This window comes from Tabrizicola sp., from assembly GCF_030694085.1.
In the GTDB taxonomy this organism is placed as follows: Bacteria; Pseudomonadota; Alphaproteobacteria; order Rhodobacterales; family Rhodobacteraceae; genus Tabrizicola.
This window is the reverse complement of the sequence record NZ_JAUXZE010000056.1, coordinates 91,267-115,477: the sequence shown is the minus strand read 5'-3', so window position 1 is coordinate 115,477 and position 24,211 is coordinate 91,267. Positions and strand designations below refer to the sequence as shown.

Sequence of the window (24,211 nt, the reverse complement as noted above, 5' to 3'; positions counted from 1 at the left end):
AATGGGAACGGGGACGTAAACGATGGAAAACCTGACCGCAGTCGACGGTGGTGCGGCGCTTATCATCATCATTTCGGCCATTCTCGCCTTCTCGCGCGGGCTGGTGCGTGAGCTGATGGCGATCCTTGGCTGGATCGGTGCCGCCATCGCTGCCTATTACTTCGCCCCCGGCGTGCAGCCACTGGTCAAGGAGTTGCCGGTCGTGGGCGAGTTCCTGTCCGACAGCTGCGAGCTTTCCGTGGTCGCGGCCTTTGCGGGCGTCTTCGTGGTGGGGCTGATTGTCGCCGCTCTCTTTACGCCGCTCTTCGCCGGAGCTGTCCAGCGCTCGGCCCTGGGCGGGATTGACCAGGCGCTCGGCTTCCTGTTCGGGGCGGCGCGCGGCGTGCTGCTGATCGCCATCGCCTTCATCGTCTACGACCGCGTCCTTTCCGGCCAGCAGATCGCGATGATCGACGAGTCCCGCACCGCTCTGGTCTTCGCCAACTTCCAGGCCCAGATCGACCAGAACATCCCCTCGGACGCGCCGGGCTGGATCGTCGACCGCTACAACGACCTGACCAACGTCTGCGCCCCGGGCGGTGCCCCGACGATTGCGCCTTCGACAGGGGCCCCTGCACCAGCGGCACCTGCCACCAATCCGTGATCCCCAAGGGCGTTTCGGGGCGTGACAGCCCCGACCCGCTGCCTTAAACAGCGGGCCTAAGCTCAAGGTAGGATTCGGACGCATGGCTCCCTTCCGCTCGCACCCCTTCGATGATGACAAGCTGAAAGAGGAGTGCGGGATTTTCGGCGTGGTCGGCGTCGCCGATGCGTCCAACTTCGTGGCGCTTGGACTGCACGCCCTCCAGCACCGCGGGCAAGAGGCGGGCGGGATCGTCTGCTACGACCCCGAACAAGGCTTCAACTCGGCCCGCCGCTTCGGCTATGTCCGCGACAACTTCACCAAAGCCGACGTGATGGACACCCTGCCGGGGTCGCTGGCGATCGGCCACGTGCGCTATTCCACCGCCGGGTCCAAGGGTGCCACCGCGATCCGCGACGTGCAGCCCTTCTTCGGCGAATTCTCGATGGGCGGTTGCGCCATCGCGCACAACGGCAACCTGACCAACGCCTCTGCCCTGCGCCGCGAGCTGATCGAGCGCGGATCGATCTTCCAGTCCTCGTCGGACAGCGAATGTATCATTCACCTGATGGCGCGATCGATCCAGAAGACGCTGGCCGAACGCATCAAGGATGCACTTCGCCGGGTCGAGGGCGCTTTCTCCGTCGTCGCCATGACCCGCACCAAGCTGATCGGCGTCCGTGATCCCTTGGGCGTCCGCCCGCTGGTCCTGGGCCGGATCGGCGACCACGGCTGGGCGCTATCGTCGGAAACCTGCGCGCTGGACATCATCGGCGCGGATTTCGTGCGCGAGATCGAGCCCGGCGAAATGGTGGTGATCGAAGGTAACAAGGTCGAATCCACCCGCCCCTTCACCCCCGCCAAATCCCGCTTCTGCATTTTCGAAAATGTCTACTTCTCCCGCCCCGACAGCATCATCGGCGGCCGGTCGGTCTATGAGACCCGTCGCCAGATCGGCGTTGAACTGGCCATCGAAGCGCCGGTCGATGCTGACCTCGTCTGCCCCGTTCCTGACAGCGGCACACCCGCCGCCATCGGCTACAGCCAGCAGTCCGGCATCCCCTACGCGATGGGAATCATCCGCAACCAGTACATGGGCCGCACCTTCATCGAACCCACGGACCATATCCGCAACATGGGCGTTCGTCTGAAGCTGAACGTCAACCGCGCCCTCATCAAGGGCAAGCGGGTGATCCTCGTGGACGACTCGGTCGTGCGCGGCACCACCAGCCGCAAGATCAAGGACATGATCCTCGAGGCCGGCGCCGCCGAGGTCCACTTCCGCATCGCCTCGCCCCCCACCGCCTGGCCGTGCTTTTACGGCGTCGACACCCCCGAACGGTCAAAACTCCTTGCCGCGACGATGTCGGAAGACGAGATGCGCGACTGGATCGGCGTCGACAGCCTGAAGTTCATCTCCCTCGACGGCCTCTACCGCGCCGCCGGTGAGGCCGCAGGCCGCGACCCGGAAAGCCCGCGCTTTTGCGACGCGTGCTTCTCGGGCGATTACCCGGTGGCCCCCTCGGACAAGATCGAGGAAGGCTTTCAGATGAAGGCGGCGGAGTGAGCCGTGGCGCTGGCCCCTGACCGGCGCTGGCAACCGTTCACCGATACGAAGTGCCGGTGCCCCTGCTGCGGCAAACCGGTGCAGGGCGTCCTGGACCTCGGCTACGATCATTCCGACACCTGGCCGCATCTGTCCCATCGGATGAACGGCGGCACCGTCACGGTCGGACAAGACAAGTTGACCGCCGACTTCTGCTCGGTCGCGGACCTGTTCTACCTGCGCGGGCTGCAGAGCTTGCCGATCCGCGGCACCGATGCGGCCTTGGCTTTTGGCGCTTGGGCTGAAGTCCCGACCGAACCCTCCCACGCCAATCGCGCCGTCGTTGGAACGCCGGCAGAGACTGCACTCGGCACGCGTCCTGCCCGCCTTGCAAACACCTTGTCCGGCTTTCCCGGCAGCGCCGGACTGACACCGACCAGCAGGTTCCTGGACGCGGCGGAGCGCCCGCAATTCACCGTCGCCGATCCCTCAGCCCTCGGCGTGGCCCAGCAGGACGCATTCAGCGTCGACATCTACGCGAGCTTCGCCCACGATCTTCGCCCGCATCTCGGTGTGGCCTGAATGTCTGCCGAAATCGACACCTATATCGCCGCCCTCCCCGCCGACCAGCGGAACGCCCTGACCACCCTCCGCGCCCGCCTGAAAGCCCTCCTCCCCGACCACCTGGAAGTCATGTCCTACGCAATGCCCGGCTTCCGCCAGCCAGGGCCGACGGGGAAGATGGTCGCAGGCTACGCGGCCTTCACGCGCCACCTCGGCCTCTACCCCCATTCCGGCAGTGTGATCCCCCGGATCGACTGCGCCCCGTTCCAGACGTCGAAGTCCGGCGTCCTCTTCACCCCGGATCACCCCCTCCCCGACCCGCTCCTCCGCCAGATCATCGAAACCCGCCAGGCCGAGATCGCCGCGGGATATGGTCGCAATCCCTGACACCCGCGCCCCCTTGCCCTTTCATCTTTGGACAAATATCCCCGCCGGAGGCTCTGACGCCACCACAAGGACAGACGCATGACCGACAAAATCGCCCTCGTCACCGGAGCCTCGCGTGGCCTTGGTGCCGCCCTTGCAGAACAGCTTGCTCTGCGTGGCTGGAACGTGGTTGCCGTCGCCCGCACCGTCGGCGGGCTGGAAGAGCTGGACGACCGGGTCAAGAGCGCGGGCCTGCCGGGTGCGGGAAGCCTGACACTCGCCCCGATGGACGTCACGAACGACGACGCCATGCGGCACCTGTGCCGCAGCATCCATGACCGTTGGGGCGGACTTGGTCTCTGGGTCCATGCCGCGATCCATGCCGCCCCGCTTGCCCCCGCAGGGCACATCGACCAGAAGGATTGGGAGAAGTCGCTCGCCACCAACGCCCGCGCCACGGGGATGCTGATCCCGATGGTCGAGCCTCTCTTGAAGGCGCACCAGGGCACCGCTCTGTTCCTGGACGACCCTCGCGCGGGTCAGCCGTTCTTCGGCTCATACGGAGCCACCAAGGCCACCCAGATGGCGCTTGCGCGCAGTTGGCAAGCCGAGTCCGCCAAGCACGGCCCCCGCGTGGTCATCGCCGAACCCCAGGGCCTGCCCACCGCCACCCGTGCACGGTTCTTCCCTGGCGAGGACCGGACGAAACTGGCCGATGTTCAGACAGAAGCGGCGCGAATTCTCGATATGCTCTGAACAGAAATTTGGCCCCTACCCCGCCAGCGCCGTGTCGATGGCCGACCAGAGTACTTCCACTGGTTCCACGCCGACAGAGAGCCGGATGAAGCCATCCGCCACGGCATCCCCCCAACGCGCGCGACGTTCGGCGGCGGTGTGGACGCCGCCGAAACTGGTCGCCTGTTCGATCAGCGGGCAGCGCGCCAGAAAACCCTCCGCCTCGGCCTCGTCCGCCAGTTCGAAGCCGATCAGGAAGCCCCCGTTCTCCATCTGTCTGCCCACCGCCTTTCGCGAAGGATCACCCGGCAGCCCCGGATAGCGCAGCCCCCGGACCTTTGGATGCGCTGCGAGCCGTTCGGCGATCACCGCTGCCGAGACGCACATTCGGGAAAGGCGGACCTCCAGCGTCTCCAGCCCCCGGTGTACGAGGTAGGCCTCGAACGGTCCCGGCACCGAACCCGACTGCCGCCGCCATTCGCGGATACGGGCCATCAGATTGGTATCCCGCCCCGCCACATGGCCGAACAGCGCGTCGGAATGGCCCGCCGGAGCCTTGGTGTCGGCGGCGACCACCAGATCGGCCCCCAGATCCAGCGGGCGCTGCAGTATCGGGGTCATGGTCGTGTTGTCGGCGATCAACAAGGCCCCGGCGTCGTGGGCCTTGCGGGCAAGTGCTGCGATGTCCACCACGTCGAGGCCGGGGTTGGAAGGTGTCTCGATGTAGATCACCTGAAAACCGCTGAAGTCCTCGGCCTCCATCTCCAGGGTCGGGACCTGGACAACCTCGACACCGTAGACCCGCAAGAGGTCCCTGCCCAGGAGCCGGGTTACATAATAGCCGTCGGACGGGATCATCACCTTTGCCCCTGCCTTCAGGCAAGAGACGAGCGCCGCCGTGATCGCGGCCATGCCGGAGGGAAAGGAGACGACCTCTGCGGCCTCAAGGATCGCCAGCTGCGCCTCGACGGCGTCCCAGGTCGGCTGGCCGGATCGACCGTAATAGTGGTCTGCACCCTGCGCCTGCGGCAGATGGAAGGTGGTGGCGACCGAGATCGGGGGCACGACGGGTTCGCCCAGGGAGAGGGCTGCCTTCCGATGGTGGAGAAGGCGGGCGACGCGGGCTTCGGTCTCGGCGGTCATGGCAGCTCCTTCGGTGTCCACGGTGGACAATCACGGGACCCGCAGGAAAATCAAGAACTTGGCAGCGGGCGTTTACCGAAACTTAACGGGTTGCCGAAGGCCCCTCAAGCCGTCATTCCAGCCGCGCGGGGAAGCCTTCGGCGCGCAGATCGGTGCCCAGCAGGTCCTCCAGAAGCTTGGCGATCATCGGCGACTGCGCCTCGCCGCCATAGGCTGCCTTGGCGGCGATGTAGGTCTGGTTGGTCATGGATGCGAGGTCCAGCGGCACGCCGAACTCCTTGCCGAACCCCAGCGCAAATCCCAGGTCCTTGAGCGCGAGGTCGATGTTGAAGGCGATGTCGTAGCTGCCGTTCAGGATCAGCGCGCCCTCGGTCTCGTGCACGAAACTGTTTCCAGAACTGGCGGCAATCGCGTGCCACGCCTGCCCCAGGTCCAGCCCGCCCCGCTTGGCCAGCATCAGCGCCTCGGAGGTGGCTTTCAGATGGATGAAGGCCAGCATGTTGGTGATGACCTTGATGATCGAGGACGACCCCAGCGGCCCCATGTGGAAGATCCGGTCGCCCATCGCCTGCATCGCGCCGTGGTGCAGGTCGTAAAGGTCGCGGTCGCCCCCGGCCAGCATGGTGATCTTGCCCTGGTAGGCCAGGTGGACGCCGCCGGTGACCGGAAGTTCCATCATCCTGACGCCGCTTTCTGCGGCCACGGCGGCAAGTCGCAGGACCTCGTCCCGGCCAAGGGTGGACATCTCGACCCAGGACGCCCCCTTGCGCATGTGCGGCAGGATGTTGCGCAGGACGCGTTCGGACACCGCGGGCGACGGCAGGCAGGTGATGACGTGATCGACCGAGGCGGCCAGATCCTCGGCGGTTGCGGCAAGCACGGCCCCCTGCGCCACCAAGGGTTCGGCCAGTTTCGCGTTCAGGTCAAAGACGGTGGCCTGGAAACCGCCCTTCAGGAGACAGCCCGCACAGGCGGCGCCAAGATTGCCAAGCCCGATGTATCCGTAGTGCATTTGTCTCTCTTCCCCGTGACTTGGCGCGATTACTTGAAGTAGATGTTGTACCGCTTGCGAATGGCCGCATCGATGTCTGCGTCAACCCGACAGCCAGCCTTGGCCAGGATGGCGTTCTTGCGGGCAATGGCGGTGTCCAGCAGCAAGGGCTTGCCGGCCTCGTTCCATTCCTTCGGCGACATGCGGTTGCCAACGTTCGGATAGATGTATTCGGTCTGCATCAGCTTCAGCGTCTGGTCCGAGCCGAGGTAGTGGCCCGGCCCGCCCAGGCAGACCTCTTTCATCGCGTCGAGGCTGGTGGAATCCGGCGTCACGTCGATGCCGCGCACCAGGCGCATGGTCTGGCCCAGAAGGTCATCGCCCAGGACGAGCGATTCCAGGCAGAACCCAAGCAGCGACGCATGCATCCCAACGGCCTCATAGCACATGTTGAGCCCCGCCAGGCCCGCCAGCGCGTTGGTGATCCCCTGCTCCCAGCCCGCCTGCATGTCGGGCAGCTTGCTGTCGGAAATCCCCGAGGCCGCCCCGCCCGGCAGGTCATAGAACCGGTGCATCTGGGCGCAACCCGCCGTCAACAGCGCCTGTTCCGCGCTGCCGCCCGACATGGCTCCTGTTCTCAGATCGGAAACAAAGGGCCATGTCCCGAAGATCGCCGGAGCGCCCGGCTTGATCGCGTTGACGTAGACCACGCCCGCCAGACATTCGGCGACCGCCTGCACGATCGTCAGGGCGATCGGTGCGGGCGCGGTGGCCCCGGCCTGCCCGGCCGAGAGAAGAAGCATCGGCATCCCGCGGCGGATGCAATCCTCCATCGTGATGCAGCTTTCTTCGGCGAACTTCATCGGCGGGACGACGAAGCAGTTGGAATTGCTGACGAAAGGCCGCTCCAGCCACTTTTCTTCGCCGCCCGCGACCATGTGGATCAGATCGAAGCAATCGGCCACGTGGCTGGGGTCCGAGAAAGACGTGCCGACGTGCTTCACCGTCCCGGCCAGGCTGCCGTAAAGGGTGTTGAGGTCCATCTCCTTGTTGTCGACGACGTCGCGGCAGACCATCGTCCGCTGATAGAAGTGGATGTTGTCCAGATTGTCGACCAGCCGGGCCGCGTCATAGAGATCCTGCGCGGTGGATTCGCGATATTCAAGCGTGATCGGGTCGACGATATGCACCGCAGCCCCGGCGGTGCCGTAGTGGACGTTGCTGCCACTGAGATGCAGGTCGTACTTCGGGTCGCGGGCGTGCAGCGTGATGTTGCGCGCGGCAATGGCCAGCATGTCCTCGACCAGCGCGCGGGGAAAGCGGATGCGGCCGTCATCGCCCAGGATCGCGCCCGCCTCGGTCAGAAGTTTCACGCCCGACGGCGGGGCCTGGGAAAGGCCGATCTGTTCCAGAGCATCCAGTGCGGCGGCGTGGATCTGCTGGACGCCCGCTTCGGTCAGCGGCTTGTACTGGCCGCCGGGCAGGCCGGGGCGGACCGGCTTCACGTCATCGGCCAGAGGTGCTGCGCGCATGGCCACCCGGGCCTGGCGGCCTCCACTGCGGCGGTTGCGGGCGGGTTCGCAAATCTCGCCCAGAAGCGTGGTGTCGTCGGTCATTGGGGTGATCCCTTGAGGAGAAGAGCGTCGATGTCGTCGCCACTGGCCGTTCCGGCCAGCGGGGCGAAGGAGCCGTGGTCCAGCATGGCGACAGTCGCGTCGCGGATCGCGGCATGGGTCAGCCGGGCGATCTGGCTGCCGGTGGAAATGCGGCGGACGCCCATTGTCGCAAGTTCGGCAACGGTAAGCTGCTTGAGCGGCCCCGCGGCAAGGGCGTTCACAGGCTTTGCCACCGAAGCAAGGATCTGCTTCAGTTCCTTCGGTCCCGGCGGAACCGGAATATACAGCAGGTCGGCTCCCGCGGTTTCGAAGGCTTGCAGGCGACGGATACCCTCAGCCAGATCATAGACACCGTTCATCACCCCGTCGGCGCGGGCGCAGAAGATGAAGGGGCGGTTCAAGGCGCGGGCGGCCGAGGCCCCGGCCCGGATGCGTTCCACAGCCAGATCAAAGGCATAGGCCGGATTGCCTGGCGTCATCTGCGTGTCTTCGATGCTGATGCCCGACAGGCCCGCCGCGCCCGAAAGCCGGACGGTTTCGGCAACCGCGTCCGGGCTGTCACCGAAGCCATTCTCGAAATCCCCCGAGACGGGCAGGTCGGTGGCGGCAATCAGGTCCTGCGCATGGCCAAGCGCCTCGTCCCGCGTCACACCGCCCATGTCCGGGCGGCCCATCGTGAAAGCATGGGCGGCGGAACTGGTGGCAAGCGCCTGCGCGCCAAGCGCGGCCATCATCCGGGCGGACCCCAGGTCCCAGGGGTTCGGGATGACGAAACAGCCCCGCTGGTGCAGGTCGTGAAAGGCCTGGTGGCGCTGGCTGAGTGTCATGCCCTGATCCTTTCCGACTTCGGGTCGTGCATCGGGGCAAGTGAGGCGATGGCCGCATGGCGTTGGCCCGCGACCTCGATCTCGTAGGTCGAGCCAAGGATCTCGGCGTCGCTCTGGCCGCGGGCCGGGACATAGCCAAGACCAATCGCCCCGCCGAGATGGTGGCCGTAGTTGCCGCTGGTGACGGGACCGACGATTTTCCCATCGCGGACAATGGCTTCGTTGTGGAAAAGAAGCGGTTCGGGGTCTTGCAGGTGGAATTGCAGAAGCCTGCGATCCAGCCCCTCGTCCTCCTTCCGCAACACCGCCTCGCGCCCGATGAAGGCTGGCTTCTTCCGGCTGACGGTAAAGCCAAGGCCCGCTTCCAACACATGATCCTCATCCGTGATGTCATGACCCCAGTGCCGATAGGCCTTTTCGATCCGGCAGGAGTCCAGCGTGTGCAACCCGCACAGCTTCACCTCGGGCGCAGCCTCCATAAGCGCCTCGAAGACATGGGCGGTCTGGTCGGTCGGTATATACAACTCCCACCCCAACTCACCCACATAAGTCACCCGGTGCGCGCGGGCGAGACCCATGCCGATCTCGATTTCCTGCGCCTGGCCAAAGGGATGCGCGTGATTGCTGAAGTCGTTTGGCGAGACCTTGGCAAGCACATCGCGCGACTGCGGCCCCATCAGGCACAACACAGACTCGGCGGCGGTGACGTCGGTGATGACGGCAAAGTCGTCGGCCAGATGCGCCCGCATCCAGGCGAGGTTGCGTTGCAGGGTGGCGCCGGGAACAACGGCAAGGAAAGCCGTCTCGGACAGCCGCGTCACGGTAAGATCGGCCTCGATCCCCCCGTTTTCATTCAGGAACATCGTATAGACGATCCGGCCCGGCGCCACATCCATCTGCGCCGACGAGATGCGGTTCAGAAAGGCGCAGGCATCGCGCCCCTCGATACGGATCTTGCCGAAGCTGGTCATGTCGAACAGACCCGCCGACTGCCGCACCGCCATGTGCTCGGCGCGCTGGTTGTCGAACCAGTTCTGCCGCTTCCAGCTATAGCGATACTCCCGCTCCTGCCCCTCGGTGGCGAACCAGTTGGCGCGCTCCCAACCCGCCACCTCGCCAAAGACGGCGCCGCGCGCCTTCAGATGCTCGTGAATCGGGCTGCGGCGCACCCCGCGTGAGGTTTCCATCTGCCGATAGGGGAAATGATCGGCGTAAAGCAGGCCCAGCGTCTCGGACACCCGCTCTTTCAGATAGCGGCGGTTCTTCTGGAAGGGCTGCGCGCGGCGGATGTCGACCTCCCAAAGGTCGAAGGGCGGCTCACCTTCCGTGATCCAATGCGCCAGCGCCTGCCCGGCCCCGCCCGAACTGACGATCCCGATGGAATTGTATCCGGCGGCGATCCAATAGCCCTTCACCTCGGGCGCCTCGCCCAGGTAGTAACGGTCGTCGGGGGTAAAGCTTTCCGGCCCGTTGAAGAAGGTGTGGATGCCCGCCGTTTCGAACAGTGGCATCCGGTTGGTCGCCATTTCCAGGATGGGCATGAAATGCTCCCAGTCCTCGGGCAGCGTGTCGAACTCGAAATCGGGGCGGATGCCGTCCATCCCCCAGGGCTTCGCCTTCGGCTCGAAGGCACCCAGCATCATCTTGCCGGCATCCTGCTTGTAATAGGCACATTCGTCGGGGACGCGCAGCACCGGCAGGTCGCCCAGTCCGGCGACGGGTTCGGTGACAAGATAGAAATGTTCGCAGGCATGCAGAGGCAGCGTCACCCCGCTCTGCGCCGCCAGATCGCGGCCCCACATGCCGCCGCAGTTGACGATGACATCGGCCTCGATATGGCCTTGCCCCTCGCCGGTCTCGTAGTCCACCCCGGTCACCCGGCCGCCCGATGTGGTGACCCGCGTCACCAGCGCCCCTTCAAAGATCTTCGCCCCCCGCATCCGCGCGCCCTTGGCCAGCGCCATCGCGATGTTTGCCGGGTCGCACTGGCCGTCCAGCGGCAGGGCCACCGCGCCGACGACGCCGTCGATGTTCAGATGCGGATAACGGGCCTTCACCTCGCCGGGCGAAATCTCGTGCACCTCGACGTCGAAGATCCGCGCGACGGTCGCCTGCCGCAGCAATTCCTCGTGCCGTTCCGCCGTCAGCGCGACCGAGATGGAGCCGACCTGCTTCATCCCCGTGGCGACGCCGGTTTCCGCTTCCAGCCCCCGGTACAAATCTGCCGAGTACTTCGCCAACCGCGTCATGTTCGCGCTGCCGCGCAACTGCCCGATCAGCCCCGCCGCATGCCAGGTGGTGCCCGAGGTCAGCTTGCGCCGCTCAAGCAGCACCACATCGGTCCAGCCTGCCTTGGCCAGGTGATAGGCCACCGAACAGCCGGACACCCCGCCCCCGATCACCACCGCCCGCGCTTTCGTCGGAATCCCAGCCATTCTTCAGGTCTTTCATCTTTGCACAAGTATCCCGGGGGTCCGGGGGCTGGCCCCCGGTCCGCCAGATGTCACGCGCGGATGCGCTCGTTCTTCGCGTCCCAGGCCGGGCCGTCGGCCAGCACCACCGCTTTCACGCGGTCGCCGAAGATTTCCACCTCGACCTCGGTCCCGGCCACCGCCAGGTCTGCCCGCAGCATCCCCAGCGCCATCGAATGGCCCACCCGGTAGCCCCAGGCGCCCGAGGTCGTCTCTCCGACCACTTGGCCCCCGTGCCAAAGCGTCGACATGTAGGGCGCATCACACTCGCCCGCATCGACCTTCAGCGAGACGAAGCGTTTCTTCACCCCGCGCTGCTTTTCCGCCGCCAGGGCCGCCTTGCCGGGGAACTCATGGCCCCAGTCGATGAACCGCTCGAGGCCCCCTTCCAGCAGCGAATAATCAGTGGAAAGGTCGCCCTTCCAGGCGCGATAGCCCTTTTCGATGCGCAAAGCGTTCAGCGCCTTCATGCCAAAGGGTTTTGCCCCCCCGGCCAGCAGCGCGTCATAGATCGCCGGGGCATCCTCCCGGTCGCAATGCACTTCCCAGCCAAGCTCTCCGGCAAAGGACACCCGGACCAGCGCCACGTCCTTGCCCGCCACCTTTGGGGTGAACTGGACCGAGAGCCAGGGCAGTGTCAGGTCCGCTTCGGCAATCCCCGCCAGAAGGTCGCGCGCCTTGGGGCCGGTGACGATGAAGCAATGGATCTTGTCGGTCCAATCCTCCAGCACCACGCCCTGCGGCAGCCCCTTGCGCAGGATGTCGGCGTCGTGGCTTTGCGCGACGGCGGCGGTGATGACGCCCACATCGTCGTCATTGTAGGGCAGGCAGGTCATCTCGGTGACAATCCGGCCCCGGTCGTCGGCGAAATAGATCAGCCCCATCCGACCCGGTTGCGGCAGCTTTGACGCGGTGAGCGAGGCCAGATGCGCCCGTGCGCCCGGTCCCGTCAGTCGCAGCCGCGTGAAGCCCGGCAGGTCCAGAACGCCGACCCCATCCCGTACCGCCTCAGCTTCCGCTTTGATCCGGGCCTCCCACGGGCCGGCCCTGCCCCAGGTCTGGGTCGCCTCCCAGGACGTATCGTCTCCAGCTTGCGCATACCATTCCGCCCGCTCCCAGCCGTTGTAGGGCGCGAACTGCGCACCCAGCGCCTTCAGCCGGTCGTGCACCGGCGACAGCTTGCGGTCCGCCCCCGCAGGCCAGCGCGCCATCGGGAAATGCATCCCGTATTCGTGGCCGTAGACCTCTTTCCCCTTCTCGACGAGGTAGTCGTGATCCTCCCAGCCGGTAAAGCGGCGCGGGTCGCAGGACCACATGTCCCATTCCGTCGCGCCTTCGGTGACCCATTCCGCCAGCACCTTGCCCGCGCCCCCCGCCTGGCAGATGCCGAAGGTGAAGACGCAAGCCTCGAACGCGTTCGGCACCCCCGGCATCGGGCCGATCAAGGGGTTGCCGTCGGGGGTATAGGGGATCGGGCCGTTGATCACCTTGGTCAGGTTCGCCTGAGCCAGCAGGGGCACCCGGGCCATCGCGTCGTTGATGTGCCACTCCAGCCGCTCCAGATCGTCGGGGAAAAGCTGGAAGCTGAAGTCCTCGGGCATCGGATCGTCCGGCGTCGCCCAATGCGCGCGGCAGGGGTTCTCGTAGGGGCCAAGGTTGAAGCCCATCTTTTCCTGCCGCAGGTAGTAGGAGCTGTCGACATCCCGCAGCAAGGGCAGCTTGTGGCCAACCTCCTTCGACCAGGCCTCAAGCTCGGGAATGGTGTCGAACAGCATGTACTGATGGCTCATCACCATCATCGGCACCCGGCGACCGAACATTGCGCCGACCTGGGCCGCATAGTAGCCGCCCGCGTTCACCACATATTCCGCCCGCACCGTGCCCTTCGGCGTGGTCAGGATCCACTCGCTGCCGGTCCACTCGGCCGCAGTTACCGGGCAGAACCGCTCGATCCGCGCGCCCAGCTTCCGCGCGCCCGTGGCAAGCGCCTGGGTCAGCTGTGCGGGATCGATGTCGCCGTCATAGGGGTCGTAAAGCGCGCCCTCCAGGTCATGTGTCTCCAGGAACGGATAGCGCGAGGTGATCTCGTCGGGCGAAAGGATCGTCAGGTCCATCCCCTGATACCGCCCCATGCCGACGACGCGCTTGAACTCCTGCAACCGTTCCTTCGAATGGCCCAGCCGGACCGACCCCGTCACATGGTAGTTCATCGGATAGCCGACCGCCTCGCCCAGTCCGCGGTAAAGCCCGGCCGAATAACGCTGCATGTTCATGATCGACCAGCTGGAGGAGAAGGTCGGCACGTTCCCCGCCGCATGCCAGGTCGACCCGGCGGTCAGTTCGTTCTTCTCCAGCAAAAGCGCATCCGTCCACCCCGCTTTCGCCAGGTGATACAAGGCCGAGGCTCCAACCGCCCCGCCGCCAATGATCACCACCCGAGCCGATGCAAATTCCGCCATCGCCGCCTCCCCATTCCGCGCGTCACTATCCGCCGCAATGCGCCCGCTTTCAATTCGACCGGATGCGCGGTATTGATCGACAAATCCGATCACGCCTTTCATCTTTGCACAAATATCCTCGGGGTGAGCCAGTGGAGCCGCCATCGGTTCGAGAAACCACTGGCTCGGGGGGTGGAAAACCCCCGGCTTCCAGCCACAAGGCACCACGATGCAGATCGACCTTCTCGACACCTTCCTCGACCTGGCCGAGACCCGCAGTTTTCACCGCACCGCGGACCGGCTGCGCATCACCCAGTCCACCGTCTCGGCCCGCGTCACGGCGCTGGAGCAGGCCGTTGGCCAGCGCCTGTTCGACCGATCCCGCGCGGGCACCGACCTGACCCCGGAAGGCAAGCGGTTCGAGCCGCACGCCCGCGCGCTGCGCCACGAATGGAACGAGGCCAAGCGCCGCATCCAGATCCCGCAGGGGGCGGCGCAGCTCCTCCGCCTCGGCATCCAGAACGACCTTGCGGCGGTCTATCTTGGCGACTGGGTGGCCGAGTTCCGCGCCGCCTTCCCCGAGACCGCCTTCTACATCGAACCCGACTATTCCAACCAGATGTGTGCGGACCTACTGACCGGCATCCTGGACTTCGCGGTGATGTTCAGCCCCAAACCCCACCCTGACCTGCATTTCGACAGCGTGGGTGACGTCACATACCGCATGATCTCGACCGACACGCCACACCTGGCCGAGGTCCGCGCGAACCGCTTTGTCTTCGCCCATTTCTCCCCCGCCTTCGAGGAGATGCACCGGCAACTGACGCCCGAACTTGCCGCCTCGCCGGTCTCGGTCGGCCAGTCGGGGTCGGTGGTCTCGCTCCTGACCGCGATGGGTGGGTCGGGCTACGTGTTGGAGAAGACCGCGCAGGACCTGATCGCGTCCGGCCGTTTCATGGTGGTCGAGGATGCCCCCGACCTTCGCCAGCCCGTCTTCGCCGCGATCCACATCCGGCACCGGACCCTGCCCCTGCACCGCAAGCTGACGCAGTTGGTGGCGCGGCATTTTCGCAGCGGCAGGTAGGGTGGGCGATACCGCCCACCCTACGGTTCAGAACACCATCTGCACCCGATGCCCCGGCGCGTGGGCGAGGCGAACCCAGGTCACCGGACCGCCCGTGCCGTGGGTCGTGCGTTCCGCCACAAGAAGTGCCGTGCCGAGGGGGACACCCATCACTTCCGCTTCACGGAGCGAGGCCGGGTCGGCGGTGAAGGCGATGTCGCCCGAGACCAGGCTGACGTGGGTCACCAGCCATTCATTCGCGCTGACCGCCGCGAAGTCCGGCGCGGGCAAGGGAAGGACCGCATCGTTCAGCCAGCGCGTCTCCAGCACGTAGGGCCGCCCCCCGGCAAGGTGCAGCGTCTCCAGATAGCGCATCGGCTGGCCCTCCGGCAGACCAAGCCGCGCCGTCACCGGCACCGGCGCCGGGGCCATCCGGTCGGCCAGAAGCTTGAAGTCGTACCCCAGCCCCCGCCCCAGCACATCCAGCCGGATCACCGGAATCTCAAGCCTGGCCCGCCGCACCGGAAGTTCGGCGACCCGGGTTCCGGCGCGTTTCTTCCGTTCGACGACCCCCGCTTCGGCCAGCGCGGTCAGCGCCCGGTTGACCGTGGCGCGGGCGACGCCGAATTCCTCGGCCAGCGCCTCTTCGCCCGGGATCAGCGCGCCGGGCGGCCAGTCCCGCGCCCGGATGCGGCGCAGGACCTCGGCCCTGATATCCTCCCAACCCAGGGTCACAGCCTGTCCCGCAGGCGGCGCATCGTGGCGCGGAAACGGGTGGCGATGGTATCGCGGGAAATGTGGCGGCCGTCCTTGACGATGTGGCGCCCAGCGGACCAGAGGTCGGAGACCAGCCCGTCACGCCCGGCAAACACAAAGGCATCAAGCAAATGGTCGCCGGAAAGCCCGTCGAGCCGCAGATCGTCCGTGTCCAGCGCCAGAAGGTCGGCCCATTCGCCGACCGCGATCACGCCGCGGCCACGACCCGCCGCCTGCGCGCCGCCCGCCGCAGCCCCCTCCCACAACAGCCGTCCTGTGGAACGATGATCCGCCATCACCGAGCGTGCCTTGCCGTTCAGGCGTTGCGAATATTCCAGAAGCCGAAGTTCCTCGGCCAGGGAAATGCGGACATTGCTGTCGGTTCCCACCCCGAACGACCCCCCTGCCGCCAGCCAGCCGGGCGCGTCGAAGATGCCGTCGCCAAGGTTCGCCTCGGTGATCGGGCACAACCCCGCGGCGGCGCCGGTAAACGCCAGGTTTGCAGTCTCGCCCGCTGTCATCTGCGTGGCATGGATCATGCACCAGCGGCGATCAAGTGCCAGGTTCGCCACCGCCCATTCCACCGGGCGGGCACCCCAGACCGCCTGGACCTCGGCCACTTCGGCGACCTGTTCGGCGATGTGGATATGGATCGGGCCAGAGGTCATCCCCGCCACCTGGTCCAGCGTCGCGCGGCTGACCGCCCGCAGCGAATGGGGCGCGACGCCCAGCACGGCATCCGGCATCCCCGCAACTGCGCGCCCGGCCCCGTCCAGCACGGTCGCATAGACCTCGGGCGCAGAGCCGAACCGCAACTGCCCGCCCGCCAGCGCGCGCCCGTCCACCCCGCCCTGTTCATAAATCACCGGCAGATGCGTGAGACCAAGCCCGGTTTCCCGCGCGGCCTCGGCGATCCGCGCCGACATCTCGGCCGGGTTGGCATAGGTGCCACCGCCGACAGGGTGATGCAGGTAATGGAATTCGGCCAGCCCCCCGAACCCGGCCTCGGCCATCTCGACCATCGCCTGCGCCGCGATCGCCTGCACGTCCTCGGGGCCAAGGCGGTCAAGAAAGCGGTACATCAGCGCGCGCCAGGTCCAGAAACTGTCCTGCCCCGCTGTCCGACCCTCGGTCAGCCCGGCCATCGCGCGCTGGAAGGTGTGGGAGTGGAGATTGACCGGCGCCGGCAGGATCGCGCCTTGGCCCTCCCCTTTCACCCCGGTCGCGATCTCGGCGATCCGACCGTTCTCGATGCGAAGGCGGACATCGGTCGCCCAGCCCTCGGGCAGAAGCGCAGTTGCGGCGTGCAGGATCATGGCGACTCACTTGACTTGCATTATGTCTAGACATATTAGCCAATAGATCACCCATAAGGCAAGCCGATGCTCCTGACCCATGCCACCCTTGCGACGATGAACGGACCGATGGGGACCGAAGGCTACGGCCTGATCCCCGACGCCGCCGTGGTGATCGAAGGCGACCGGATCGCCTGGGCTGGCCCGATGGCAGAGCTGCCCACCGCCTTTCGCTCGCTTCCCGAGCATGATGTCGCGGGCCGTCTTGTCACCCCCGGCCTGATCGACTGCCACACCCACGCGGTCTTCGCCGGCCACCGGGCGGTGGAGTTCGAGCTGCGCCTGCAGGGGGCAAGCTACGAGGAAATCGCCCGGGCCGGGGGCGGGATCCTGTCGACCGTCACCGCCACACGCGCGGCGTCCGAGGATGACCTGCTGGCCCGCGCCCTGCCGCGCGTCGACCAGCTGATCGCCAGCGGTGCGACCACGATCGAGGTGAAGTCCGGCTACGGGCTGACCGTCGAGGACGAATTGAAGATGCTGCGCGCCGCGCGCCGTATCGGCCGTTCGCGCCCGGTGACGGTGAGGACCACGCATCTGGCCGCCCATGCGATACCGCCGGAATTCAAGGGCCGCGCAACGGCTTACATCGCCGAAGTCGCCATCTCGTCCTTGCGCGCCGCCCATGCCGAGGGGCTGGTCGATGCCGTCGACGCCTTCTGCGAGACCATCGCCTTTTCAACCGACGACCTCGCCCCCCTTTTTGCCGAGGCGCGCGCCCTTGGCCTGCCGGTCAAGCTCCATGCCGAACAGCTGACCGACCAGGGCGGCGCCGCCTTCGCGGCGCGGCACGGTGCGCTGTCGGCGGACCACCTGGAATACCTCTCGCCCGAAGGCGTCGCCGCGATGGCAGCCGCCGGGACGGTGGCGGTGATCCTGCCCGGTGCCTTCTACACCCTGCGCGAAAGCCAGCTGCCCCCCATCGCCGCGCTGCGCGAGGCGGGCGTGGCGATGGCGGTGGCGACCGACCTCAACCCCGGCTCCTCGCCGCTGGCCTCGCTGACGCTGGCGATGAACATGGCCTGCACGCTCTTTCGCCTGACGCCGGAAGAGGCGCTGCTGGGCACCACTGTCCATGCGGCCCGCGCGCTTGGTCTGGCCGACCGCGGCCGGATCGCGCCGTCCTTGCGCGCCGATCTGGCGATCTGGGACGCCGACCACCCAGCCGAACTGTCCTACCGGATCGGCGCGACCCCGCTTCACTCCCGCATTTTCGGAGGCAGTCTTGACGCTTGAAACCCTCATCCCCGGCGAGGTCACTCTTGCGCAACTGGAGCGGATCTTCCGCGACAGGCGACCCGCGCGCCTTGTCGACAGTGCCCGCCCTGGCATCCTGCGCGCCGCAAGCCACATCGCGGCGGCGGCTCGGGGCTCGGCGGCGGTCTATGGCGTGAACACCGGCTTCGGTAAACTCGCCAGCGTGAAGATCGCCCCGGAAGATACGGAAACCTTGCAGAAAAACCTGATCCTCAGCCATTGCTGCGGCGTGGGTGCCCCGATGCCCGAGGATGTGGCGCGGCTGATGATGGTGCTGAAGCTTCTGTCGCTGGGGCGCGGGGCCTCGGGCGTGCGGCTGGAGGTCGTGGACCTGATCGAAGGGATGCTCGCGCAAGACGTGACCCCGGTGATCCCCGACCAGGGCTCGGTCGGTGCGTCCGGCGACCTTGCACCCTTGGCCCACATGACCGCCGTGATGATCGGTCATGGCGAGGCGGTGGTGGACGGCAAGGTGAAAACCGGCGCCGAAGCTCTTGCGATGAAAGGGCTTTCGCCGATCACTCTTGGCGCGAAGGAAGGTCTCGCGCTGATCAACGGCACCCAGTTCTCGACCGCTTACGCCCTTGCCGGACTGTTTCAGGGCTGGCGCGCCGCGCAGGAGGCGCTGGTGATCTCGGCGCTTTCCACCGACGCGATCATGGGCTCCACCGCGCCGCTTGAGGCCGAAATCCACGCGCTTCGCGGCCAACCCGGGCAGATCGCGGCCGCCGCCACGATGCGCGCCCTGCTGCAAGGCTCCGAGATTCGCGAAAGCCACCGCGAGGGCGACACCCGCGTGCAGGACCCCTATTGCATCCGCTGCCAGCCGCAGGTCACGGGTGCTGCGATGGATGTCCTGCGCATGGCCGGGCGCACGCTGGAGATCGAGGCCAACGCGGCCACCGACAACCCGCTTGTCCTGTCGAACGGCCAGATCGTCAGCGGCGGCAACTTTCACGCCGAACCCGTTGGCTTTGCGGCCGACATGATCGCGATGGCCCTGGCCGAGATCGGCGCGATCGCACAGCGCCGGGTTGCGCTGATGGTGGACCCGACCCTCAGCTTCGACCTGCCCGCCTTCCTGACGCCGAAGCCGGGCCTGAACTCCGGCCTGATGATCGCCGAGGTCACGACGGCCGCATTGATGAGCGAGAACAAGCACCTCGCCCACCCGACGGTGATTGACAGCACCCCCACCTCCGCCAACCAGGAGGACCACGTCAGCATGGCCGCCCACGGCGCGCGCCGGCTGCGGCGGATGGTGAAGAACCTGAACGTCATCCTCGGCGTCGAGGCGATGTGCGCCGTGCAAGGGGTGGAATTCCGCGCCCCCCTGCGCACTTCGGCCCCCCTGCAGGCTGCCGTCCGTGCTCTGCGCAGCCACGTCCATGCACTGGAAGAAGACCGCTACCTCGCTCCTGACCTCGCCAAAGCCGCTGCTCTGGTCGCCGAGGGTGCAATGTCGAAAGCCACCACCATCCCCATGCCTTCCCTTACCTGATTTCATCTGTCCCGAAATATCCTCTGGGGGTCCGGGGGGCGAAGCGCCCCCGGGGTCTCCACCCGCACAGGAGCCTGACCATGACGAATCCTCGCCACAACCTCCGCGACGTCTACCCGCCGACCGGGCCGGAAAAGACCGCAAAGACCTGGGCCGGAGAGGCCGCGATGCGGATGCTGATGAACAACCTGCATCCCGATGTCGCGGAAAACCCGCATGAGCTGGTCGTCTACGGCGGCATCGGTCGCGCCGCGCGGACCTGGGAGGATTTCGACCGCATCGTCGCGGGGCTGAAGGACCTGGAGGCGGACGAGACGCTGGTCGTCCAGTCCGGCAAGCCCATCGCCATCGTGCGGACCCACACCGATGCACCGCGCGTGCTGATCGCCAATTCAAACCTCGTCCCGCACTGGGCGACCTGGGCGCATTTCAATGAATTGGATCGCAAGGGCCTGATGATGTACGGCCAGATGACCGCCGGGTCCTGGATTTACATTGGAACTCAAGGCATTGTGCAGGGAACCTACGAGACTTTCGCCGAGGCGGGGCGGCAGCATTACGACGGCGATCTGACCGGAAAGTGGATCCTGACCGGGGGGCTTGGCGGCATGGGCGGGGCGCAACCGCTGGCCGCCGTGATGGCCGGGGCCTGCTGTCTTGCGGTCGAGGTGGACGAGACCCGCATCGATTTTCGCCTGCGCACCCGCTATGTCGACGCCAAGGCCCGGACGCTGGACGAGGCGCTGGCGATGATCGCCGACTGGACCGCGAAGGGTGAGGCGAAGTCGGTGGGTCTGCTTGGTAACGCGGCAGAGGTGTTTCCCGAGCTGCTGGCCCGGATGAAGGCGGGCGGGGTGCGGCCGGACATCGTCACCGACCAGACCAGCGCCCATGACCCGCTGCACGGCTATTGCCCGGTGGGCTGGACCGTGGCCGAGTGGCGGGCAAAGCAGGAGACGGACCCGGCGGCGGTCGAGGCGGCGGCGCGCCACTCGATGCGGACCCATGTCGAGGCGATGGTCGGCTTCTGGAACGCGGGCGTCCCGACGCTGGACTATGGCAACAACATCCGGCAGGTCGCGAAGGACGAAGGGTTCGAGAACGCCTTCGCCTTCCCCGGTTTCGTGCCCGCCTATATCCGGCCCCTCTTCTGCAAGGGGATCGGCCCGTTCCGCTGGGTGGCCCTGTCGGGCGACCCCGAAGATATCGCCAAGACCGACGCGGCGATGAAGCGGCTGTTCCCCGACAACGCCCACCTGCACCGCTGGCTGGACATGGCGGGAGAGCGGATCGCGTTCCAGGGGCTGCCGGCGCGCATCTGCTGGATCGGCCTTGGCGACCGGCACCGGGCGGGGCTGATGTTCAACGAGATGGTGGCGTCCGGGGAACTCAAGGCCCCCATCGTGATCGGGCGGGACCATCTGGACTCGGGCTCGGTGGCGTCCCCGAACCGCGAGACGGAAGCGATGCGGGACGGCTCGGACGCAGTTTCCGACTGGCCGCTTCTGAACGCGCTGGTCAACACGGCCTCGGGGGCGACCTGGGTCAGTCTGCACCACGGAGGCGGTGTGGGGATGGGGTTCTCGCAGCACGCCGGGGTGGTGATCCTCGCGGACGGGACGCCGGAGGCGGCGAAACGGCTGGAGCGCGTCCTGTGGAACGATCCTGCCTCGGGCGTCTGGCGGCACGCGGATGCGGGGTACGAGACGGCGATTACCTGCGCGAAGGAGCATGGGTTGCGGCTGCCGGGCATCCTGGGGAACTGACCTGTCCACGCTGGGCGGGCTTGGGACCCTGAGCAACATCAAGGGCTTGTCGGTGGGCGTTCAGGTGGTGTTAACTGTGGTCCGGGTGGTGCGAGGGGCGGCAGGTGATGACCGACCGGAAGGCGATGGTCGCGGTGCTGAAACAGGTCTGTGTCCCGGAGTTGCGGGCTGCCGGGTTCCACGGTGCATTTCCCCACTTCTTTCGGGAAACGGGGGGCTTCGTCGCACTGGTGAACTTCCAGTTCGCTTCGGCCGGGGGAAGCTTCTGCGTGAACCTGGGCTATTCCGCCCGAGGCTGGACGAACCTCTTCCTCAAGCCGAAGACCGAACCGGCAAAGCTGCGGGTCAGCCAGACCCGGGATTGGGTCCGGCTTGGCGCAGTAACCGGGGGCGACCACTGGTTCGTCTACGCCAGCCCGAGCGATACGCCCTATCGCGGCGCTATCCAGCCACCAGAAGACCTTGCCGCGCGCTGCTCGGAGTTGCTGATGACGGAAGCCGAGGCTTGGTGGGCCGGCAAACCGGGTGCGCCGCGTCGGTGATCCGGCTGCTTGCAGGATACGGATCGACCTGACGGCTGGGTGGCAGTCAGGGAAGTCAGCGTTCGGTGGCCCCCTTGCCCGCCAGGATCTTCGGACGGGATTTCTCGATCCGGGAAAGTCGGGTCGCGCTGGTCCTGGCAGAGTTCAGATGCAGCGCCCAGCTTTTCTGCCGACCAGGGGTCAGGGCCGCGAAAGCCTCGGCCAGTTCGGGGTCGGCGTCGAGCGCCTGGACCAACTCGTCCGGGAGGGTCACCTCGGTCGGCTCTTTCGGCGGCAGCAGGCCCTGGTCGGCATAGGCCATCGCTTCCGCGAGATAGGCGCGGATCACCGGCTCCAGACGGGCGGGGGTTGTGGTGTCGGTGAAGCGCAGGCAGTCAGGGTGGCGGGTGTTCTGGCCCTGCCGCTCCAGCAGGCCCTCGGGGTCCTTCAGCAGGGCGGCATTCATGAAGGTCAGGCGAAAATCGCCACGGAAGGCCCCCATCAGGCAGATGTTGCGGCCCGAGTGCATGTAACAGGGGTGGCCCCATTTGGCAGTCTCGGTCAGGCCAGCCTCACGCGCAATGCGGCGGAGCGTCAGGAGGCCCGGCAGCCAAAGCCGGGTGGAGCAGTCGGGTGTGGCGAAGCGGTCGCAGCGGCCGCAGCCATCTGCGAAGTAGGCGTCAGGATCGGTGATCATCGCACGGTCGGGCATCGGGACCTCTGGGGTGTCAGTGTCGGTCTTTCGGCAAAACGGCGCAAGACTGGCTTTCCGGCCGCAAGAAACATCCACAGGTTTTGCCCCTGTGGGTTCAACAACCAGAGCGAATATCGATGATCGTCGCGTTGCAGGCCGCATTCCACGGTGCTGCCACGATCTTCTCGGGAAAACTCCTTGGATCGGCCATCGGACACACAACTTCCGGGTGAGTAATTGATTAACGAAGCCGCAGAAGGGAGAAGCGCGATGACCGGATCGAAAGCAATACTGGGCTGGTGGCTGCGGACGATGCACCGCGAGGACCCTGCCCTGCGGCGGATCGGCATGCTGAAAGGCTGCGGGGCCGAGCGTCCGGTGACGGCTGTGCCGGTGTTCTTCGCGCGCAAGGCCAGCCTGAACTGACCAGGGGTGCCGCGACCCAAGGCGGTGCGGGGGTGGCAGCCCCCCTCACCCTGGCCCTCTCCCCCGGTGGGCAGAGGGGACACCTTGGGTCAACGTTCGGCCCCGGTTTACAGGATGCGGGGGTTCTTGCCGGCCTCGCGCCAGATCGGGTTTGACCAGGCGCGTCTGCCGGCGGCGTCGATGACCGAGATGCGGACCCAGGGGCTGCCAAGAAGGCGGTCCAGCGGAACCTCGGCGCGGGTCATCGAATGGCCGTGTACGCTGCGCGCGCCGGTGCCCCAGCCCAGGGCCACCACCGAGACAGCGGCAGAACATTCGACATAGGCCGTGTCACCCTCGACCCGGACATCGTGGATCTGCGGGCCTTGAGAGGCGTAGAAATCCCCGCGTTTCAGCGCGGCCAGCAGCGCCTCGGGCGTGTTTTCGGTGGCCTTGACCATGACCCAGCCGCCGAAATGGTCAGGTTCGTGAAAATGCGCGTCGTCGGTCGCGATCAGGGTCAGGTGGCGGCCTTCCGTCAGAAGTAGGTCGGCGATCCCGGCACCGTCGGGACGGTCGCAACCAGTGGCACAGCCGTGGTTGTAGATCTCGACGGCGTGGGCGGCCGTGATCGTGCGGGCGTCGGCGAGGGTCAGGCCTGACCATTGCGGATGGGCGATGGCGACGAAAGCCCCGGCAGCGACGGCGCGGGCGGCGATCTCGGGCCCGGTCTCCTGCCCCGGTTCGGCGATGAAGCTGGTCGTGGTGGGGGGCGCGAAGTCATCGGGCAGGCCCACGGCAAGAATGTGCCAAAGCTCACCGTTCGATTGTGCGCCGGAGTGCAGTTCCGCCCCGATCAGCGTGGTGAAGCCCGCGTCGCGGAAGGGGCGCGTGTCGGTCATCGGATAGCCGTAGATGCCGATGAAGTGGTCGGTGATTGCCAGGAAATCATAGCCCTCGGCCTTGTAGCGGCGGCAGACTTCCTCGGCCGACAGCACCCCGTCGGAGTTTGTGCAATGGGTGTGCAGGTTCCCGCGCCAGAAGCGGCCGGGGGCGGTGAAGGCAGAGGGGCGAAGCATGATGGTCCTTCCAGGGGGATGTCGGCGGAACCTTGCCCGGGCCTGAGAAACTGAGCAAGGGACAGTCGTGGCGGCCAGGTGTACATGCTATCGTTCTGCAATGTCTGGTTGTGTGAGGGTTGGCATGTCATTGGATCAGTTCCCGTCAGGCGGGTCTGCAATCGAGGTCGGAAAGGCCGGGCCGCGGGATCTTGCGGCGCGGATGGCCGGGAGTGCCCCTGCAGCGGCGGCGCTTCTGAAGGCACTGAGCCATGAGGGTCGGTTGATGATCCTGTGTCACCTTTCCAGTGGCGAGAAGTCGGTGACCGAACTGGAGGCTCTGCTGGGCCAGCGACAGGCTGCCGTCAGCCAGCAACTCGCGCGGCTGCGGCTGGAGGGGCTGGTCTCGACCCGGCGCGACGGCAAGGCGATCTACTATGCGATCCAGGATGGCCGGGTGCAGGCGCTGCTGCGGCTTTTGCCAGAGCTGTTCGCCCGGGCGGCGTAGGATCCTGA

22 protein-coding genes are annotated in these 24,211 nt (G+C 66.6%); 12 read left to right on the top strand and 10 right to left on the bottom strand.

Annotated features, from left to right (window positions below; translation table 11 throughout):
* Window positions 1-22: 22 nt before the first annotated feature.
* The 5 genes from Q8M85_RS14145 (at window position 23) to Q8M85_RS14125 (ending at window position 3,854) form a co-directional block, all read left to right on the top strand.
* A complete protein-coding gene (locus Q8M85_RS14145) occupies window positions 23-643 on the top strand; it encodes a CvpA family protein (RefSeq protein ID WP_305545739.1) in 621 nt (206 codons plus the stop codon).
* Between the two features lie 82 nt (window positions 644-725).
* Entirely contained in the window at window positions 726-2,189 is a 1,464-nt protein-coding gene (gene purF, locus Q8M85_RS14140; protein ID WP_305545737.1) for an amidophosphoribosyltransferase, read from the top strand.
* A 3-nt stretch (window positions 2,190-2,192) separates the two neighbouring features.
* Window positions 2,193-2,750: a DUF2199 domain-containing protein gene (locus Q8M85_RS14135; protein ID WP_305545735.1), complete on the top strand. Its 558-nt coding sequence runs from the start codon at window positions 2,193-2,195 to the stop codon at window positions 2,748-2,750.
* Entirely contained in the window at window positions 2,751-3,119 is a 369-nt protein-coding gene (locus Q8M85_RS14130; RefSeq protein WP_305545733.1) for an iron chaperone, read from the top strand.
* Between the two features lie 78 nt (window positions 3,120-3,197).
* Window positions 3,198-3,854, top strand: coding sequence for an SDR family oxidoreductase (locus Q8M85_RS14125; protein ID WP_305545731.1), 657 nt, complete (start codon window positions 3,198-3,200; stop codon window positions 3,852-3,854).
* Window positions 3,855-3,869: 15 nt separating this feature from the next.
* Here the strand turns inward: Q8M85_RS14125 and Q8M85_RS14120 are convergent, their stop codons facing one another.
* The 6 genes from Q8M85_RS14120 to Q8M85_RS14095 all read right to left on the bottom strand — a co-directional run bounded on the left by Q8M85_RS14120 (window position 3,870) and on the right by Q8M85_RS14095 (window position 13,340).
* The gene (locus Q8M85_RS14120) at window positions 3,870-4,976 is read right to left on the bottom strand and encodes a cystathionine gamma-lyase (RefSeq protein ID WP_305545729.1); all 1,107 of its coding nucleotides are present in this window, start codon (window positions 4,974-4,976) and stop codon (window positions 3,870-3,872) included.
* Between the two features lie 112 nt (window positions 4,977-5,088).
* The gene (locus Q8M85_RS14115; RefSeq protein ID WP_305545727.1) at window positions 5,089-5,988 is read right to left on the bottom strand and encodes an NAD(P)-dependent oxidoreductase; all 900 of its coding nucleotides are present in this window, start codon (window positions 5,986-5,988) and stop codon (window positions 5,089-5,091) included.
* Window positions 5,989-6,017: 29 nt separating this feature from the next.
* Window positions 6,018-7,583, bottom strand: coding sequence for a trimethylamine methyltransferase family protein (locus Q8M85_RS14110; protein ID WP_305545725.1), 1,566 nt, complete (start codon window positions 7,581-7,583; stop codon window positions 6,018-6,020).
* Entirely contained in the window at window positions 7,580-8,410 is an 831-nt protein-coding gene (locus Q8M85_RS14105) for an oxaloacetate decarboxylase (protein WP_305545723.1), read from the bottom strand. Before Q8M85_RS14105 ends, Q8M85_RS14110 begins: the two co-directional genes overlap by 4 nt.
* Window positions 8,407-10,845 (bottom strand): FAD-dependent oxidoreductase, encoded by a 2,439-nt coding sequence (locus Q8M85_RS14100; RefSeq protein ID WP_305545721.1) that lies wholly within the window; start codon window positions 10,843-10,845, stop codon window positions 8,407-8,409. Before Q8M85_RS14100 ends, Q8M85_RS14105 begins: the two co-directional genes overlap by 4 nt.
* A gap of 68 nt (window positions 10,846-10,913) precedes the next feature.
* Window positions 10,914-13,340: an FAD-dependent oxidoreductase gene (locus Q8M85_RS14095; RefSeq protein WP_305545719.1), complete on the bottom strand. Its 2,427-nt coding sequence runs from the start codon at window positions 13,338-13,340 to the stop codon at window positions 10,914-10,916.
* A gap of 208 nt (window positions 13,341-13,548) precedes the next feature.
* Here Q8M85_RS14095 and Q8M85_RS14090 point away from each other — a divergent pair, with 208 nt between their 5' ends.
* Window positions 13,549-14,403: a LysR family transcriptional regulator gene (locus Q8M85_RS14090; RefSeq protein WP_305545717.1), complete on the top strand. Its 855-nt coding sequence runs from the start codon at window positions 13,549-13,551 to the stop codon at window positions 14,401-14,403.
* 27 nt (window positions 14,404-14,430) lie between these two features.
* Here the strand turns inward: Q8M85_RS14090 and Q8M85_RS14085 are convergent, their stop codons facing one another.
* Both Q8M85_RS14085 and Q8M85_RS14080 read right to left on the bottom strand, forming a co-directional pair.
* Window positions 14,431-15,117 (bottom strand): GntR family transcriptional regulator, encoded by a 687-nt coding sequence (locus tag Q8M85_RS14085; RefSeq protein WP_305545715.1) that lies wholly within the window; start codon window positions 15,115-15,117, stop codon window positions 14,431-14,433.
* Window positions 15,114-16,454: a formimidoylglutamate deiminase gene (locus Q8M85_RS14080; RefSeq protein ID WP_305545713.1), complete on the bottom strand. Its 1,341-nt coding sequence runs from the start codon at window positions 16,452-16,454 to the stop codon at window positions 15,114-15,116. The genes Q8M85_RS14085 and Q8M85_RS14080 overlap by 4 nt, the downstream gene beginning before the upstream one ends.
* A gap of 66 nt (window positions 16,455-16,520) precedes the next feature.
* On the opposite strand from Q8M85_RS14080, the gene hutI reads away from it, so the two are divergent.
* The 4 genes from hutI to Q8M85_RS14060 all read left to right on the top strand — a co-directional run bounded on the left by hutI (window position 16,521) and on the right by Q8M85_RS14060 (window position 21,559).
* Entirely contained in the window at window positions 16,521-17,729 is a 1,209-nt protein-coding gene (gene hutI, locus Q8M85_RS14075; RefSeq protein ID WP_305545711.1) for an imidazolonepropionase, read from the top strand.
* On the top strand, window positions 17,719-19,251 hold the full coding sequence (gene hutH, locus Q8M85_RS14070; protein ID WP_305545709.1) for a histidine ammonia-lyase: 1,533 nt from the start codon (window positions 17,719-17,721) through the stop codon (window positions 19,249-19,251). Before hutI ends, hutH begins: the two co-directional genes overlap by 11 nt.
* 80 nt (window positions 19,252-19,331) lie before the next feature.
* Complete coding sequence (gene hutU / locus Q8M85_RS14065) at window positions 19,332-21,017, top strand: urocanate hydratase (protein WP_305545707.1); 1,686 nt, start codon at window positions 19,332-19,334, stop codon at window positions 21,015-21,017.
* 107 nt (window positions 21,018-21,124) lie between these two features.
* Entirely contained in the window at window positions 21,125-21,559 is a 435-nt protein-coding gene (locus Q8M85_RS14060) for a DUF4304 domain-containing protein (protein WP_305545705.1), read from the top strand.
* 55 nt (window positions 21,560-21,614) lie between these two features.
* On the opposite strand, the gene Q8M85_RS14055 is transcribed toward Q8M85_RS14060, so the two are convergent.
* Window positions 21,615-22,250 carry a YdeI family protein gene (locus Q8M85_RS14055; protein WP_305545703.1) on the bottom strand — a complete coding sequence of 212 codons (636 nt, stop codon included), beginning with the start codon at window positions 22,248-22,250 and terminating at the stop codon, window positions 21,615-21,617.
* Window positions 22,251-22,502: 252 nt separating this feature from the next.
* Here Q8M85_RS14055 and Q8M85_RS14050 point away from each other — a divergent pair, with 252 nt between their 5' ends.
* Complete coding sequence (locus Q8M85_RS14050; RefSeq protein WP_305545700.1) at window positions 22,503-22,658, top strand: hypothetical protein; 156 nt, start codon at window positions 22,503-22,505, stop codon at window positions 22,656-22,658.
* A 107-nt stretch (window positions 22,659-22,765) separates the two neighbouring features.
* Here Q8M85_RS14050 and Q8M85_RS14045 read toward each other — a convergent pair whose 3' ends face one another.
* On the bottom strand, window positions 22,766-23,716 hold the full coding sequence (locus Q8M85_RS14045) for a PHP domain-containing protein (protein ID WP_305545698.1): 951 nt from the start codon (window positions 23,714-23,716) through the stop codon (window positions 22,766-22,768).
* A gap of 202 nt (window positions 23,717-23,918) precedes the next feature.
* Here Q8M85_RS14045 and Q8M85_RS14040 point away from each other — a divergent pair, with 202 nt between their 5' ends.
* The gene (locus tag Q8M85_RS14040) at window positions 23,919-24,203 is read left to right on the top strand and encodes a helix-turn-helix transcriptional regulator (protein WP_305546039.1); all 285 of its coding nucleotides are present in this window, start codon (window positions 23,919-23,921) and stop codon (window positions 24,201-24,203) included.
* The last annotated feature ends 8 nt before the right edge of the window (window positions 24,204-24,211 follow it).